This is a genomic window from Paenibacillus sp. FW507-14B1B (assembly GCF_058781425.1).
Map to the genome: position 1 here is coordinate 483301 of NZ_JBYSWS010000003.1, position 16087 is coordinate 499387.

At 42.8% G+C, this 16087-nt stretch carries 13 protein-coding genes; 1 reads left to right on the forward strand and 12 read right to left on the reverse strand.

The window, feature by feature from the left end; translation table 11 throughout:
* Positions 1-4: 4 nt before the first annotated feature.
* The 6 genes from AC3WJJ_RS17850 to AC3WJJ_RS17875 form a co-directional block, all read right to left on the reverse strand.
* A complete protein-coding gene (locus tag AC3WJJ_RS17850) occupies positions 5-1735 on the reverse strand; it encodes a sensor histidine kinase (protein WP_492542775.1) in 1731 nt (576 codons plus the stop codon).
* A 41-nt stretch (positions 1736-1776) separates the two neighbouring features.
* The gene (locus tag AC3WJJ_RS17855; protein ID WP_492542777.1) at positions 1777-2661 is read right to left on the reverse strand and encodes a carbohydrate ABC transporter permease; all 885 of its coding nucleotides are present in this window, start codon (positions 2659-2661) and stop codon (positions 1777-1779) included.
* A gap of 20 nt (positions 2662-2681) precedes the next feature.
* A complete protein-coding gene (locus AC3WJJ_RS17860) occupies positions 2682-3581 on the reverse strand; it encodes an ABC transporter permease (protein WP_492542779.1) in 900 nt (299 codons plus the stop codon).
* Positions 3582-3679: 98 nt separating this feature from the next.
* A complete protein-coding gene (locus AC3WJJ_RS17865) occupies positions 3680-5356 on the reverse strand; it encodes an extracellular solute-binding protein (RefSeq protein ID WP_492542781.1) in 1677 nt (558 codons plus the stop codon).
* Between the two features lie 268 nt (positions 5357-5624).
* Positions 5625-5825, reverse strand: a complete 201-nt coding sequence (locus AC3WJJ_RS17870) for a cold-shock protein (RefSeq protein ID WP_422659342.1) — start codon at positions 5823-5825, stop codon at positions 5625-5627.
* Positions 5826-6157: 332 nt separating this feature from the next.
* Entirely contained in the window at positions 6158-8242 is a 2085-nt protein-coding gene (locus AC3WJJ_RS17875) for a methyl-accepting chemotaxis protein (RefSeq protein WP_492542783.1), read from the reverse strand.
* Between the two features lie 226 nt (positions 8243-8468).
* Between AC3WJJ_RS17875 and AC3WJJ_RS17880 the strand changes: the two genes are divergently transcribed.
* The gene (locus AC3WJJ_RS17880; RefSeq protein ID WP_492542785.1) at positions 8469-10091 is read left to right on the forward strand and encodes an amidase family protein; all 1623 of its coding nucleotides are present in this window, start codon (positions 8469-8471) and stop codon (positions 10089-10091) included.
* Positions 10092-10262: 171 nt separating this feature from the next.
* Here the strand turns inward: AC3WJJ_RS17880 and AC3WJJ_RS17885 are convergent, their stop codons facing one another.
* The 6 genes from AC3WJJ_RS17885 to AC3WJJ_RS17910 form a co-directional block, all read right to left on the reverse strand.
* Positions 10263-10463 (reverse strand): cold-shock protein, encoded by a 201-nt coding sequence (locus AC3WJJ_RS17885; RefSeq protein ID WP_422659342.1) that lies wholly within the window; start codon positions 10461-10463, stop codon positions 10263-10265.
* 285 nt (positions 10464-10748) lie between these two features.
* Entirely contained in the window at positions 10749-12554 is a 1806-nt protein-coding gene (locus AC3WJJ_RS17890; protein WP_492542787.1) for an ABC transporter ATP-binding protein, read from the reverse strand.
* A 30-nt stretch (positions 12555-12584) separates the two neighbouring features.
* Positions 12585-13067: a lasso peptide biosynthesis B2 protein gene (locus tag AC3WJJ_RS17895; protein ID WP_422659337.1), complete on the reverse strand. Its 483-nt coding sequence runs from the start codon at positions 13065-13067 to the stop codon at positions 12585-12587.
* Positions 13067-13360: a lasso peptide biosynthesis PqqD family chaperone gene (locus AC3WJJ_RS17900; protein ID WP_492542789.1), complete on the reverse strand. Its 294-nt coding sequence runs from the start codon at positions 13358-13360 to the stop codon at positions 13067-13069. The genes AC3WJJ_RS17895 and AC3WJJ_RS17900 overlap by 1 nt, the downstream gene beginning before the upstream one ends.
* 157 nt (positions 13361-13517) lie before the next feature.
* Positions 13518-14699, reverse strand: coding sequence for a nucleotidyltransferase domain-containing protein (locus AC3WJJ_RS17905; RefSeq protein ID WP_492542790.1), 1182 nt, complete (start codon positions 14697-14699; stop codon positions 13518-13520).
* A gap of 50 nt (positions 14700-14749) precedes the next feature.
* Positions 14750-16087, reverse strand: a complete 1338-nt coding sequence (locus tag AC3WJJ_RS17910) for a UDP-glucose dehydrogenase family protein (RefSeq protein WP_492542792.1) — start codon at positions 16085-16087, stop codon at positions 14750-14752.

Consider the following 16087-nt stretch of genomic DNA (forward strand, 5'->3'; position numbering starts at 1 on the left):
TCTATTATGATGATGTCCATTGAAATCTTAGTGTCACCTTCAAGCCTCCCGTACTCGACCGACTGAAAGATAGTCCGCTATCCATTCCAAACTTCAATTGAATACGTCTATGTACGTTTTGTAGGCCTGATACGTCTTCCTGGTGTGACAACACAGATGTTATGCGTTCATGTAACCTAGTAATATCAGCATCTGAAAGCGCTGCACCATTATCCTCAACTGTAATCCTCAGAAACTCTTCATCTGCATCCGCACATATTCGCAATTCACCACCAGACTGACCTTTACCAAAAGCATATTTGTACGCATTCTCAAGTACGGGCTGTAAAATAAGACGGGGTACAATCAAATCCTTACTTAACGGAACCTCCTCAGGAAAATAGGACTCCACACGACCTAAGAAACAAGTTTCTTGAATCTCTGCATACGTCCTGCTATGAACAAGCTCCAGTTCTAATGGAATCTCATCTGCACCGTCCCTGGTCATGAACTGAAAGTACTGACCGATGGAGAGCGAGAAGCGATAAGCCACTTCCATATCACCCGTTAGAATCAGCTGATTCAATACAAACAGACAATTATAGAGAAAATGTGGATTAATCTGTGATTGCAGTCGTTTTAACTCATGCCGTTGACTAATGATTTTCTGCTCATAAACCTCATGTATGAGTTCATCCAATCTTCCCACCATCGAGTTATATCCCTGATATAAATAGGCAAATTCATCATTTCTTGTAGGCATGGGAATTGGATTCAAGTGACCTTGGTAGTTTTGCCGGAATGAAATGAGTAATGTCTTGAGTGGTCGATGAAGGATGCGATAGATCCAGTAGGAGAACAAAATAATTAGCAGCAGCGAAGCTGCAAGCAGCATCCATAATCTTGCTTCATATTTCTTCATGCTCCCTAGAACGGCCTGCTCTGGTACATATACCGCCATATGAGCTCCAATCAGTGACGAGTATTGATAAGCTACCATATAACGCTCCTTGTTAAAGGAAACCGATTCAATACCTGAAGATTCTGATTTGGATTGTACATAGGATTGCAGCCAATCCATCCGTTCTACTTCATCATTGCTACATTCCATACACCATCCCTCTTCAGGGTTCATAATGACCGCCTGACCATCAAAGGTTGGATAGATCGTTGAGAGGCTCTCATGTAGCTGGGATTTAGACAACTGGACACTTACAAGAAATAAAGGACCTGTCGAGGCAGTGCCCCCATAGTGAAATCGAATCCACATATCTCCGTTCCATTCCATCCAGCTTCCCTTGGATTCATTGCGGCCTCTCATCGCATCAAACTCAGCGTGATCAATGGAAGTAAAGAAATTCTTGTCCGTAATTGTCCGATCAATGGAAGGAACGAACAACTTTATTTCTGAAATAAGTGGACTCGATTCCTTCACCAAGGTAAGTCTACGCTGGATAGACTTAATCAACATCACCTTCTCGTAATCATTCAGGCTATTGCCGTTAATCGCCAGATCGAGCACATCTTTATCTAGAACAAATTCAGGTAACTGCTTCAAGATTCGTTCACTTTCAACCTGAAGTGCCTGGAGCGTATTTGCACTTCGGTCAAATATGGATTCTGAAATCTTGCTTCGCAGATCCTCCATTCCACTGTAAATAATAGATAGCATAATGATAAAAATAGGAGTAAGAACAACAATAAAAGCAAGGACAAGCCGTGAGAATATAGTCGAAGATCGGCGAAGTGGTTTCATATCAGTTATGCAATCTCCTTCCCTACATCACCACGGGCCTATCACTCTTTTACGCTACCCATAACAATCCCCTTTACGAAGAAACGCTGGAGGAACGGATACACAAGCAGTATCGGTAATGCTGCAATATAGATCTGCGCAGCTATACTTGTTCGATCCGATAATTGCTGGAGCAGCTGTGCTTCCTGAGCGCTTAAGAAGCGCGGATCCTTACTTATAATGATCGTCTGCAAGAAGGATTGCAGCGGATAATTCGATGGATCATTCATCAGCAGCAATCCGTCAAACCAGCTATTCCAATGCCCAACCATACTAAATAAAGTGATTGTCGCTAACGCTGGAAGTGAGAGTGGAACGAATATTTTCCACAATATCGTCCAGTGGCTTGCTCCATCTATTCGTGCTGATTCGTCTATTTCCTTCGGTAGACCACGGAAAAAGTTTAATAAGAGAATCACATTAAAGACAGGAACAGCTGACGGGATAACGAGCGCCCAGATGGAATCCATCAGACCTGTTGATTTAATCGTCATAAACCAAGGAATCAAGCCTCCACTTAGCAGCATCGTTATGACAAAGATCCATACATACGGTGTTCGAAAACGAAAATAGGAAGACTCTTTTGAAAGTGGATAAGCCGCTGTAATTGACATAAACAGCTGAAGAGACGAGCCTATCACCACACGTTGGATCGATATCCAGAATGCGGATAAATACTCCGGTTTATCAAGTATATTGATATAGGCTGAAAGGGTAAATTCAACAGGCCAGAACTTTACAACACCAGCCGATGCGGCTGCTCCTGAGCTAAATGAAAGTGCTAATATATGCAATAGCGGTAGCACGCAAGTTATGGATAACACGAGCAAAAAGATATAGTTACACACCGTAAATATTTTTCTTCTTGTAGAAAATCGGTACATCATGTGTTCTCACCTCCGCAGCACTAGAAAATACGATAATTAGCAAATCGATAAGCCATATAATATGAACTCGAAATCAATATCATCGACACAATGGATTTGAACAAGCCGACCGCAGTTGCAAGACCATATTGTGCCTGCAAAATACCAAGTCTGTAAACGAGCGTATCAATAATATCGCCGGACTCATATACAGGTGCACTGTACAAATTGAAGATTTGATCGAAGCCCGCATTCAATATGTTACCGATACTGAGCGTAGCCATTAAGATCACAATTGGCAGCATACCTGGCAGTGTGATATGCCATGTCTGACGAAGTCTGCTCGCACCATCCATCTCAGCAGCTTCGTACAATGAAGGATTGATCGCTGTTAATGCTGCTAAATATACAATCGTATTGAATCCGAACTCTTTCCACACATCCGAACTAACGATCACGAATTTGAACCACTGGTTATCCCCGAGAAAGAAGATCGGATCAACGCCGAACACTCTGAGAAAAGAATTAACTAATCCCGTCGAAGGTGACAGCAGGTCAATGAGTATCCCACCCAAGATAACCCATGATAAAAAGTGTGGTAGATATACAAGCGTCTGAAAGGTTCTCTTGAAGAAGTTTTTTCTAACCTCATTCAGTAGCAATGCAACAAAAATCGGTACGATTAGTCCGACAACAATCTTCATTGACGCGATGACAAGCGTGTTCACAACTACTCTTTTGGTATCCGGAAGATCCAGCAAATAGGTGAAATTATCCCACCCTACCCACGGGGAATGGAAAATACCTTTGGTTGGTATGAATCTTTGAAATGCCATGACACTTCCAACCATTGGCCAGTAAGCGTATATAGCCAGAAGAATTAAGCTAGGCACGAGCATGAGATGCAAGGGTAGCTTTTCATTCCGCAGTAACTTAAGCATCTATATCCCCTCCGTAAAAAATAACAGCTAGAAGAAGAGAATATTCGGTAAACGAGTGAATCACCCATCTACCGAATATCTCTTTTCACCGAAAATGTTTACTTGTTCACTTGCTCATACCATTCATTGACTTCATTAGTCATTTGTTCGCCACCGAGCTTCTTCCATTCTTCTACGAACTTATCAAACTCATCTACGGGTGCTTTATCCATAATAATCTTCGTGAAGATTTCCTTTGTTTTCTCGTTTAATATTCCTTTCTTGTCGATCATGCTAGGTGTGAGTGGCCCGTAGAACTCATCCACTTGGAAACGCCCCTCTTGGTTATATTGATCCATGATAGCAAAGGAGCCCCCAGGCTTACTGATCGCCCACTCGTTCCAGTTGAATAAATCGCCCTTCAAGTAATCCTGCACACGGTTATAGCGCGAACGTACTTCTGGGTTCGTACCGAGCAGAGATGGATCTTTCGCTTCAATAGCCTTTGGTAAGAGTTGACCTGCATACAAGTTCTCATCTTGTGCAAAGAAGGTTGTCGGATTGATCTTCCACAGTAACGCACTCTTGTCTACACCGGATTTACCAAACATATAAACCTTATTGCTATCATTCAGGTCCGTTTGTACTTCAACCCATTTATTAATGATCTTCATGACGGCTTCTGGATTTTTGGATTTCTTAGATACAGCGATATAACTGCTAACCCCTATATCCGTAGATGATTTAGCTGGTTTATCGTCTGCGGAAACGATCGGATACGCCTCCCAATCCTGTACCAACTTATCATTCTGTACAGCTGCGGATTGAAGTGGCCAAATACTTAGCCAGAAAGCGCCATATGCCATACCAATCTGATTATTTACGACAAGCTCATTCTCTTTATCCGCATCCTTAACAGCGAACTCGGGATCGATCAAGCCTGCTTTATACATATCCTGCAGCTGCTTCAGTGCTGGCTTCATTTCTGGCATAATGGAGCCGTAACTCAGCTTACCGTTGCTATCCTTCACCCAGTAATTAGGGTAAGCGTGGTATCCATTGAAAAATCCTTGTAAATCATAAGCACCGTTCGCAATAAAATCACTATTCAGGGCAAAAGCATAGGTTTTATCTGCTCCGCCTGGATTTTGCTTCGCAAACGCTTCAGCAATCTTGATCACATCTTGCATCGTACTCGGCTTAGGCAATCCTACCTTTTCAAGCCAATCTTTACGAATCCATAGGTAATTGGAAGAGTTATACGGATTATCCGTAGCTGGTATGGCCATAAGCCGACCATCAAAGGTCGCCGTGCTCAACTGCCGCCCTCCATCAAGGTTGAACCATTTCTTCGTCGCCTCTGTAGCATATTTATCAAAATACTCCGTCATGTCCATGATCATATCCGCTTCATACAACTGATTCATCTCAGCTGCACTGACTCTGAAAAAGTCTGGAATATCGTTCGAAGCAATACTAATCTTCAGCTTCTCTGAGTATTTCTCCGCCACCCACTGGTTTTTAATGCGGATACCTAAATCTTTCTCATATGCATCGTACACAGCATTTTTATCAATCGTTTCCCCTTCATCAAACTTGATGTTTGATATCGATCTTACCGTCGTTAATTCGATCGGTGGATCATACTTTGCCATCGGATTGAAGTCAGCCGCATCCGCTTGATCGAGCGAATTGTTCTCCTCCGTTTTGCCTGGCGAGGCACTACTACATGCAGTAACAACAACTAACATAGATACCAAAGTAGCCATCAATAAGTTCTTAAAGAAAAGCTTCATACTTATCATTCTCCCCCTTTATCAATTCGGACATTTAAGAAAACGCTTTCTTTTGTTCATATTATAGGCCCTTGCTTTCCAGCCCAGCAATATACGCATTTTGACTTTGCTATACTCAAATTTACCATTTACTCTATAAACAGCAGCAATGGGTTACCCGCTAGCGTATGGATCTTGTGTGCTCTAACAGAAACAGCTTGAAGCGATAATCATAAACAACAAAAAAAGATCTATAGCCTTAAGGCTATAGATCTTTTAATGCTCTATATTAGAGTTTTACGACATTCTCAGCTTGTGGGCCACGTTGGCCTTCTACGATATTGAACTCGACGCGGTCGCCTTCGTCCAATGATTTGTAGCCGTCTCCTACGATTGCGCTAAAATGTACGAATACATCGTTACCGCCTTCGATCTCGATGAAGCCAAATCCTTTTTCTCCGTTAAACCATTTCACTGTTCCTGTTTGCATAATTCAATTACCACCTATTTTTTATTACATGTGTTCTTACTCTCAAAAAATCTCTTACAAAATCTCTAAAAAAATAAAAATTCACATATGGTACAAGGTTATTGTCGTCTCAAGAATAACCCTCTACGCTATGCGAATTCGTTAGGTGACTGCTTGCTTTCGATATATTGATTATAGCATGCTCAGGGGAAGATAGATACGACCACTATATGGGAATGTCATGATTACTAGTGCAGGGTACACCTTTAAGAGCCTCCCGTCTTCCATCTTCAGTATATATCTATAAAAAAAGCCGCCCAAGAGTGACCTCTTGAGCAGCATTTTCCCCGTGATTACTTGTTATTAATCGTAAACTTCTTAATATTTTCTTCAAGGTCCTTGGAAAGTCCCTTAAGCTGAGTCAGATAACCAGCCACATTATCAATCGTTGCAAGCTGCTCTTCAGCCGCCGCAGATACATCTTGCGTTATAGCAGCATTCTCCTCGGTAATAGCAGAGATATTCGTGAAGACATCCATGAGGTCATTACGTTTTGCAATCATCACTTGGATATGATCGTTAACTTGTCCTGCCTTACCCATCTGGCTATCTACAGAGACCATAATATCATTAAAGACCGATTCTGTTTCCCGAACTGCGGATTCCTGATTGATGAATAGCTCTCTAGAAGACCCGATCGCTTGAACGGCTGCTCCTACCTGGGTGTTAACATTCGTAATAATCTGCCCTATATCATTCACCGCAGAGGCCGATTGCTCCGCAAGCTTACGGATCTCGGAAGCTACAACGGCGAAGCCTCGTCCATGCTCACCCGCTCTTGCAGCTTCAATAGAAGCGTTTAGAGCCAGCAGATTCGTCTGTCTTGAGATTTCAAGGATGGTGACCAGAATGGAACTGATCTCACCTGCACTGTCGTTCACGTCATTGATTGCCTGCACGGATTGCTCAGAGGATTGAAGCGTGCTATTAAAGCGACCTACCAATTCTTGCACAATGCCAATTCCCCGTTGATTCAGTTCACTTGTATGGTGAGCCAGTCTCAGTATTTCCTGTGTGGACCCTGTAACCTGATCGATGGCTCCACCGAGCTCCTCTACCTTTTCTGAGCCTTGCATAACCGTATTCGCTTCATCACTGGAAGCAGTGGAGAGCTGAATAATGGACTCCGTAATTTGTGAAGAGGCCATTTGCGTCTGATCCATGCTGTCTTTTAGACTGACTGCTGATTGTGAGACGATATGTGCTGAACCAGAAATCCCACCGATCATCTTCTGAATGTCCATTTTCATATCATTAATCGCCCGGACCATGGTACCGACTTCGCTTTTCTTTTTCAACATTGATTCAGGAATTTCTGTTGCAAGATTGCCACTACCGATTTGCTGCAAATATGATACTGCCGCATTGATCGGCTTCGTAATTGCACCAGCTAATAACAAGGAAGCTCCAATTGCGAGAAGCGTAATAATCGCTGTGATAATGAAAATGATTTTTCGGATAGCATTAATGGATTCGGCAATTTCACTCTTGTCCATCATCGAAATATATTTCCACCCGGTTTCTGGTGATACATACACGCTTGCGGTGTAATTCTTACCATCCATAGTGATATCAAAATTCTTATCCACCATCTTGTCGATCTCTGCTAATTCCTTCACATTGAGATCTTTCAATGTTTTGAAGTTCATTTCAGGATTCTTCGGATTTGCAAGAATCGTATCCGTTTGGTCTGCAAGTATAACGTATCCGGTCTTACCGATCTTAATATCATTAATTGTTTTGGTCAGTGACTCCAAGCTTACATCGACACCTTGAACTCCGACAACATTCCCGGCCTTATCCTTGATCGTAACAGAAGAGCTGACAATCGGAACGTTTCCTGTAAAGGAAGCGTAAGCTCCAGAACGCATGACCTTATCCGGGTTCTCTATAGCCTGTGTGTACCAAGCTCTAGGTCTAGGGTCAAATTTCTCGTTCGATGTACCTTCCGGCCATTGTATGTATCCTCCATCTTTCGTTCCCATGTAAATATAAGCAACATTAGGATGCGTATTCGCGTAATTCAAAAATGAGTTATAGATTTGGGATTCCATACCACCCTTTTTGGATGGGGTCATCTGTATAGTCCCGTCTTCTCCTTCTGCATCTATGTAAGAGGTAATCGAGCTATCAATCTTCTTCACAATAGGTAAATTCGCAAAGTATTCAACCGACTCATTCACCGTATTGAAATACAGGTTCATGGCACCACTAACCTGTGTGATTTCCTTGCGCGTAGCCTCATAGAAATTTTCTTCCATGTCTGTCTTTACTTTGTGGTCTACGGCTATACCCAGCGATAGTGTAGACAGCACTACCAGAACAACCATCGTAACCAGTAGTTGAATCTTTAAATTCCACTGCAACTTCTTTCTCAAGATGTCTCTCCTCCGTTTTCTACCCTTAAATGTATTTTTCTCTATACCATACTATCGGCAGAAGATCACATTTTGTTAAATATTGTCGAATGAAAAAATCGAATATTAGGTACTTTTGTCGGATTCTATTCATTTTTTCAGGACTATGGACGATAGATACTAAGGGGGAGAAAAAAACAAAATTAAGTACTAGGAACTATCAAACAGACATCAGGAGGTAGGACACGTGAGAAACAAACTGTTTAATTTGAAAGGTCTACTAGCTATTTTGCTAGTCGTATCCTTGTTCCCGTGGAATCAAGCACAGGCCGAAGCAGGGAAAACAGCATTTGATCCATTTGAGAAAAGCATTGAGGAAATTGCAAATGCGTTAAATAACAATACTATTACTTCGGAAGAACTGGTTGAATACTATTTACATCGTATTGAAACCTTTGATAAACAAGGCCCAGCAATCAATTCCATCATTACTATAAATGATAAAGCTCTTGAAACAGCACAAGCACTCGATGCTGAGCGCGCAACCAAAGGACCTAGAAGCAGCCTTCATGGTATTCCATTTGTTGTGAAAGATAACTATGACGTGGTGGGTATGCCTACTACGGCTGGATCCGTAGCTCTGAAGGATATCTATCCTACTAAAAACGCGTATACGGTACAAAAGTTGATCGATGCAGGTGCGATTGTAATTGCCAAAACCAATATGTCTGAGCTTGCTGCTTCTTATGGCAGACTAGGATATAGCTCCATGGGTGGTTTGACACTTAATCCTTACAATCTGAATCGTGATGCATCTGGTTCTAGCAGCGGTAGTGCTGCAGCTGTTGCAGCTAACTTTGCTGTATTCGGTCTTGGAACGGACACTTCCGGTTCTGTCAGAGGTCCTGCCAATGTTACCGGTCTAGTAGGAATTCGTCCAACGCTGGGCTTGACCAGCCGTGACGGTGTTATTCCTTCTTCTCTTTCCCTGGATGTAACAGGCCCTATGGCACGCAGTGTCAAAGATGTAAGTACCCTGCTCACAGCTATGGCTGGAAAAGATAAAGCAGATGAAGCTACAAAACACGCAGATAAATATGTTCAAGATTACGCTACTGCACTAGACGCTAATTCACTGAAGACAGCACGTATCGGTGTAGCAACGGACTTCTTTGGTGACAATAAAGAGATCGATGCTATTACGAACCAAGCGATTATTACGATGTTACATATGGGAACTTCTGTTGTTCCTGTTTCTTTCTCTGATCAAACGAAGTATCTCTGGACTCCAGTACTTGGACCTGTTGGAGATGCAGAATTCAAAAGCCAATTCGAAAAATACCTGAGCTTCATTCCTGGTAACGGTCCTAAGACACTACAAGAAGTTATCGATATCAGTGAATCTCCTGAAGTCATGAATTCAGCAACACCTGTAAACCCTGCGCGTCTTGAAGGTTTGAAGACAGCACTTGCACAAGCAGATACCCTGAATTCCAAAGAATATAAGAACATCGTTAATAAAGAAATGCCAAAGACTCGTAAAGAAATCGAAAAAATCATGAAAGACAACAAACTAGACGCAATCGTATTCCCTACGATGTCTTGCCCTGCTTCAAACCGTTTTGACAAAGAAGATCCTAGCTATGACTGCAACGCTTACGATACCTATGCTGCTAGTTATGTAGCATCCGCTACAGGATTCCCTGAAGTTACTGTACCTGCTGGTGTTGTAGAAGCAGGCGTACCTGCTGGTATCTCATTCCTTGGCACAGCGTACAGCGAACAGAAGCTGCTTGACCTTGCTTATTCCTTCGAGCAAGCTACGCATGCTAGAACCGTTCCTGAGAACACACCTAAATTGACACAGTAATCCTTATTTACAGGTAAGTTGGTTCTCTCTCCCATTTCAACTTGTATGCTAAGTAAGATTATTGTTAGTTACGACAAGGCCCCGCTACTGCGGGGCTTTGTTTGATTTATGAGTACAACTAGACAAAGAACCCCCGCAGCCATATGGCTGTGGGGGTTCTCATACTCAATATTAGAGTTTTACGACATTCTCAGCTTGTGGGCCACGTTGGCCTTCTACGATATTGAACTCGACGCGGTCGCCTTCGTCCAATGATTTGTAGCCGTCTCCTACGATTGCGCTAAAATGTACGAATACATCATTGCCGCCTTCGATCTCGATGAAGCCAAATCCTTTTTCTCCGTTAAACCATTTCACTGTTCCTGTTTGCATAATTCAATTACCACCTAATTTTTATTACATATGTTCTTACTCTCAAAAAAACTTCTCACAAAATCTCTTAAAAAAATAAAAATTCACATATGGTACAAGGTTATTGTCGTCTCAAGAATAACCCTCTACGCTATGCGAATTCGTTAGGTGACTGCTTGCTTTCGATATATTGATTATAGCATGGACAGAGGTGAGATAGATACGACCACTAAATGGGAATAGGATGCCGCCCTTTCAAACTGAAAGGACGGCTTCTTCTGACGACTCCAGCCGCCTACTAGCTTACTACACCTGAACACCTGTCTGATAATTGAGCAACTGCTTAAAAGTGCCCTTGCTCTCCTGGGACAATTGATGATAGCCACCTTGTTGAATCACACTTCCCTCTTCCATCACAATAACCTGATCCGCATTGCGGATCGTGGACAGGCGATGCGCAATAACGATAATCGTCATGCTACCTTTGAGAAGTTCTAACGCATTTTGAATAAGCTTTTCATTCTCACTATCCAGCGCACTTGTCGCTTCATCTAATACAAGAATCGATGGGCGCTTTAAGATGGCTCTTGCAAGCACGACCCGCTGCCGTTCGCCCCCGGATAATCGGATTCCGCGATCCCCAATTACCGTATCCAGTCCTTGCGGAAGCTTGCGTACAAATTCTTCCGAAGCGGAGAACCTCAGCGCTTCCCATAGTTCATCGTCGTCTGCATTAGGAGCAACGAGCTTCAAGTTATCCCGAATACTCTCATTAAAGAGGAAAGGATCTTGTGCAACGTAACCGATAGCCCCGCGCAGTCCAAGAAGCTGCTGCTCATCGCGAAGCGATACACCATCGATCAAGACTTCACCTTTTTCCGGTTGAATGAGTCCCATGAGCATATCGATCAGTGTGCTTTTACCGGCACCGGATTTACCTACAATTGCAGTCATGCGATTCGCAGGGATCTGGACATTAATATCCCACAGTGCATATACAGATGAATTGTGATCATACCGGTAATCAACATTCCGGCATTCGATGCCTTGCTCCATTCGAAACTCATGCGGTTTAGAAACAGCTGTCACATCCCCAAGTTCCTGACCGGTCTCATATTCCATCTGCAACTTGCGCATGGCTTGAAACGCGGGAAAATTAGAAGCAAGCTGCTCCGTATTGGATTGGATACTAATAAACCTTGGCCACAGACGCGAGAAGATGAGAACAACGACAATCAACTGCTCTGCTGGTGTATGTAGCACCTCAAGCGCGAGATACACGAAGCCAGCAACCAATATAACCGAAGAGAAGCGATAGATAAGCTGGGACAAAGAGTTCATTTTGCCGAATTGGATGAAGTTTTGTTCCATTTTTCGAGATAAATTGTTGAACCAGTCAATATGAGACTTCTCGAGTCGATTGCTTTTGATATCCTTAATCCCATTGAAATGATCACTAATTCCTGCAAAATAATACTTAGACAACTCTGTTGTCTGCTCTCCAATATGCTTCGATTTCTTAATAAACCTTCGCCCGAATAGAGCAAGCAGCCCACCACTAACGAGTACAACTAGCGTTAACATCGGTGACAACCATAGAGCAAGACCTATCTGTATTACCGTGAACAGAGCAGAAGTGATCATCTGCAAAAATAAAGAGGTTCCATAATTGACTCGCCCGAGCTCGTTAGTCATAACATGGTTGAAGTCCGACTTTCGTCTGCGCAAGAAGAACTCCCACTTCGCCCGCAGTAATCCCTGATACGTCTCCACTCGAAGTGTACGAATAAAGCCCTGCAGAATCTTCCCGTTTAATAAGGTTTGACTCCGCTGAAGAAGTGCCTGTCCCCCAACGATCAAGACATATAACGCCAATATCATGGGCAGATTCAATTCAAACGACCACGAATTGATGAAACTCTGCAATGTGGAGACCAGCGGTATCCCATCCAGATTCGTATCAAATACACCTATAATGCTGAGGAGTGGAATGATCAAATAGATGCCTATGCCGTCAAGTAAACTAATGAGCAAAGTCATTATCATATTTATGTATAGCTTCACGCCTGCGAAATAGTGCATTTTGCGAATAAAATAAAATAAATCCTTCAATATACAAAACTCCTTGTGCGGATGATCCGTTCACCGCCTCATGGGCGATAGAGCCGCTCGCTGTACATCTTTCCCGAAAATCCCTACAACAGCATATCTCTCATGACCTTCTTTACCGGTTAGAATATACGGACCACTGCGAAGCCAGGCATGAGCGGCCATCTGCCCCTTGTCATCCCGTCCACTTCCCAGATAGAGTGTGCTCGGAATCCCTCTTCGCTCCAGCATCTTCATCGCGGCGACCGCCTTAACCATACATTGACTCTCCCATAAGGTTAGGCGGCTCATCACATGAATCGATCTGGAGATTTTACGTAACAGCAGAAGATCCTGCTCCGTATAACCTGTAACGGGAGTCTCCTTCATGCGCTCGCCTAAAGAGGGCGCTACCTTAGAGAAGGGAAGAAGCTTGAACACCCTCCCCCAGGCTAAGTAGAAATACGCTTCAAAGAACATTCGCTTCATATCTAAGGGATACGATATAAACTTGCGTAATTTTCTATAGAGACGCATTATTGCTGCTTCACCTGCACAAGCCCCTCAGCGATTAGCTGCTTCAAAAATGTCTGCACTTGCTGCTCGCATACCTCAGGTTCGATCTCATACTCCGCTACTAATTGCTCAACCATGCCCGTAACAGTCACTGGAGTAGAAGCCAGCTCCCAGATCCGGCCACCGATCAGACCTAAGTTATAATACTTCCCGTTCTCGATGCTCAGCATCACCTTTTCGCCATCCATATCACTGACCAGGAAACCTTCGGATTGTACGATAAGATCAACTGCTGTGATGATTTCAACGCTCATGGACTTGAACCTCCCCTTAAACTTTAACGATACAATATGTATCAATTATAACAATGGTGTGCCGATTTGTATACATGGTTTGTGAGTGATTATGGGCTTTTGAGGGGATGGATCAGGAGAATATCTAACAAGGGAAACAAGCTTATCCTAAGATTTGTTATCCCTTTAATGCTGATGCTCTTTTAAAATACCTCCGGAGCCATAGGAAGGGTCTAAGAGGGAAGTAGAGAAAATGAAGCGATTTAGGTAACGGTAACAAAAGTGCATCCTGCGAGCTTGGTTGAAACTTATTTAAAATATAAGCGATTTTTTGCTGTCCTGACATTAACGAAAAAAGATAGCGGTTATAATGCCAAGCCACACTTTTTTCAGGTACTGGGTTTAATCTAACAATTCTTTTAATGTAATGAAGGGCCATTCCTGCAAGTCGATGTGATTTTGCACTAATTGTTAAGCTTTCCAACTCTGGAGGAATCCTCGTTGAGAGTAATAATGCCAATAGAATGAAGGCCTGCCCAGCGAACTGCTTCCCACCGTACTGATCAGAGTGTTGTCTCATCCTCTCGCTGTCGATCCGAGGAAGCAATCGTTCAATATCCATTAACCAGCGTAATCGAAACCAGCCATGCCTGGCTCCATGGTCGGTTAAATAGTAGAGTAAATCCTCATTCCCTAAATAATGAAACGTATGATTCGACAGGAACACGTCGTTCTTCCGTTCCCACAGCTTATCGAAGGAATATGACTTACTGTAATGAGGATTTAAACGCCAGTGAATTTCAATCTGGGTCCCATGCTTTGAATGCTCATAGGAGAGATGGTGCGACTTCTTCTTCCAATTGCCGAGGACATATTCATCCTGCAACACATAACCAAGCTGCACTAATATTTCTCCTGCCTTCTCCACTTCATCTTCAGCGACAAGTATATCCAGATCTTTAGATGTTCTGTGCGCTAAGTCTCCATAAAGCTGCGTAGCCAGAATAGGTCCCTTTAACAACAAGTTACGAACTCCACTGCTCGTAAACGCTTCGCAAATATGACTCATTTCACGGCTTAAATGCAGCATTTTCATAGTGTTCTTATGGTACTCAACATGAAGTGATTCCCTAATATGAGACGGAATGATAGTTGAACTAATTCCCTTCAACTTGAGATATACAAGCGGATATACACGGTGATGCATTACGAGCTTCCTGAACAGATGCCAGTCTAAATCTTCTGTATATTGCTGAAAGAGCATTTCGTCTTGAGTATGATCACGCAAAATATATAGCAAAAATGACATCTCTTTCGAGATGTCATTCATGTCGAGCTCAATCGCATCTTCTAGTATCAATGACCCTACCTCCTAAATTGCACAATGGAACTACCGAAAGAGTAGCCCAATTATAGTGAACTTACAGGCACTTGCTCCTTCACACCCTTGTTCATTCCAGGGCGACCAACTGAATAATATCCAAGCTGTGTGCCCGCCAATTGCTCTTCACTATATATATTTCTTCCGTCAATTAAATACGGCGATTTCAGCCAACTCTCAATATCGTCTAAAGCGATCTGTTGAAACTCGTTCCACTCCGTTAATATACAAAGTGCATCTGCCTGCCAAGCCGCTTCTTTCGCGCTCGCACAGTAGGTTAATCTGCTGAAATTGAAGTTATTTCTGAAATTATCAGTGGCTATTGGATCGTAAGCTTTTACGATGGCCCCCCTCTCCTCCAATGCAGCAATAATCTCAAATGCCGGAGAATCCCGAACATCATCTGTTTCAGGCTTAAACGCTAAGCCCCATATACCGATTGTTGCTCCTTTCAATTCGCCTAAGACGCTTTCTAGCTTTCGAATAACGTTGTAGCGTTGCTCATGATTGACCTCTACAACAGATTTCAGAAGCTTAAAATCATAGTCCATTTGTCCAGCAATCTGAATAAGGGCTTGTGTATCTTTCGGAAAGCAAGATCCTCCATATCCGATGCCTGCTTTCAAAAAAGAAGAGCCAATGCGCTTGTCATAACCCATTCCATGGGCTACCTTAGTCACATCAGCTCCAACCTTCTCGCATATATTGGCAATTTCATTTATAAAGGAAATCTTCGTTGCTAGAAAAGCATTCGAAGCATATTTAATCATTTCAGCGCTTCGTACATCTGTTACGACAATATTATTAGTTAACGTCTTGTGTAGCTCAACGAGTTGTTCTTCTGCCCACTTACTGTCCGTACCGATGATGATCCGGTCCGGATGAAGCGTATCTTGAACAGCGGTTCCCTCACGTAAGAATTCAGGTACGGAGGCAATATCGAAAGGTTCTTTCGTGTACTGAGCTATGATCTCCCTGATCTTTTCGTTGGTTCCAACAGGAACCGTACTTTTTGTTACGATAACTTTGTAACCATTCATCGCTTGCCCAATTTCCTTGGCTGCCTGCTCTATATAACTCAAATTAGCTTGACCATTAGGTAACGAAGGTGTTCCTACAGCGATGATTATCATATCAGACCGTTTCACGGATGAATCCAGATCTGTTGTAAAACTGAGGTTCCCAGCCTCCATGTTCGAGACAACCAATGATTGAAGACCAGGTTCATAGATCGGCACCTCTCCACTATTTAACAGATCAATTTTCGCCTCAATCTTATCCGTGCATATCACTTCGTTGCCAAGCTCTGAGAAGCATACGCCTGATACTAATCCAACGTATCCTGTACCAATGACCGTAATTTTCAT

Excerpts from the sequence above, each read along its gene's own strand:
- AC3WJJ_RS17865 (WP_492542781.1), bottom strand. The coding sequence starts at position 5,356 with ATGAAGCTTTTCTTTAAGAACTTATTGATGGCTACTTTGGTATCTATG.
- AC3WJJ_RS17895 (WP_422659337.1), bottom strand. The coding sequence starts at position 13,067 with ATGCGTCTCTATAGAAAATTACGCAAGTTTATATCGTATCCCTTAGAT.
- AC3WJJ_RS17885 (WP_422659342.1), bottom strand. The coding sequence starts at position 10,463 with ATGCAAACAGGAACAGTGAAATGGTTTAACGGAGAAAAAGGATTTGGC.
- AC3WJJ_RS17855 (WP_492542777.1), bottom strand. The coding sequence starts at position 2,661 with ATGATGTACCGATTTTCTACAAGAAGAAAAATATTTACGGTGTGTAAC.
- AC3WJJ_RS17900 (WP_492542789.1), bottom strand. The coding sequence starts at position 13,360 with ATGAGCGTTGAAATCATCACAGCAGTTGATCTTATCGTACAATCCGAA.
- AC3WJJ_RS17860 (WP_492542779.1), bottom strand. The coding sequence starts at position 3,581 with ATGCTTAAGTTACTGCGGAATGAAAAGCTACCCTTGCATCTCATGCTC.
- AC3WJJ_RS17870 (WP_422659342.1), bottom strand. The coding sequence starts at position 5,825 with ATGCAAACAGGAACAGTGAAATGGTTTAACGGAGAAAAAGGATTTGGC.
- AC3WJJ_RS17910 (WP_492542792.1), bottom strand. The coding sequence starts at position 16,087 with ATGAAAATTACGGTCATTGGTACAGGATACGTTGGATTAGTATCAGGC.
- AC3WJJ_RS17850 (WP_492542775.1), bottom strand. The coding sequence starts at position 1,735 with ATGAAACCACTTCGCCGATCTTCGACTATATTCTCACGGCTTGTCCTT.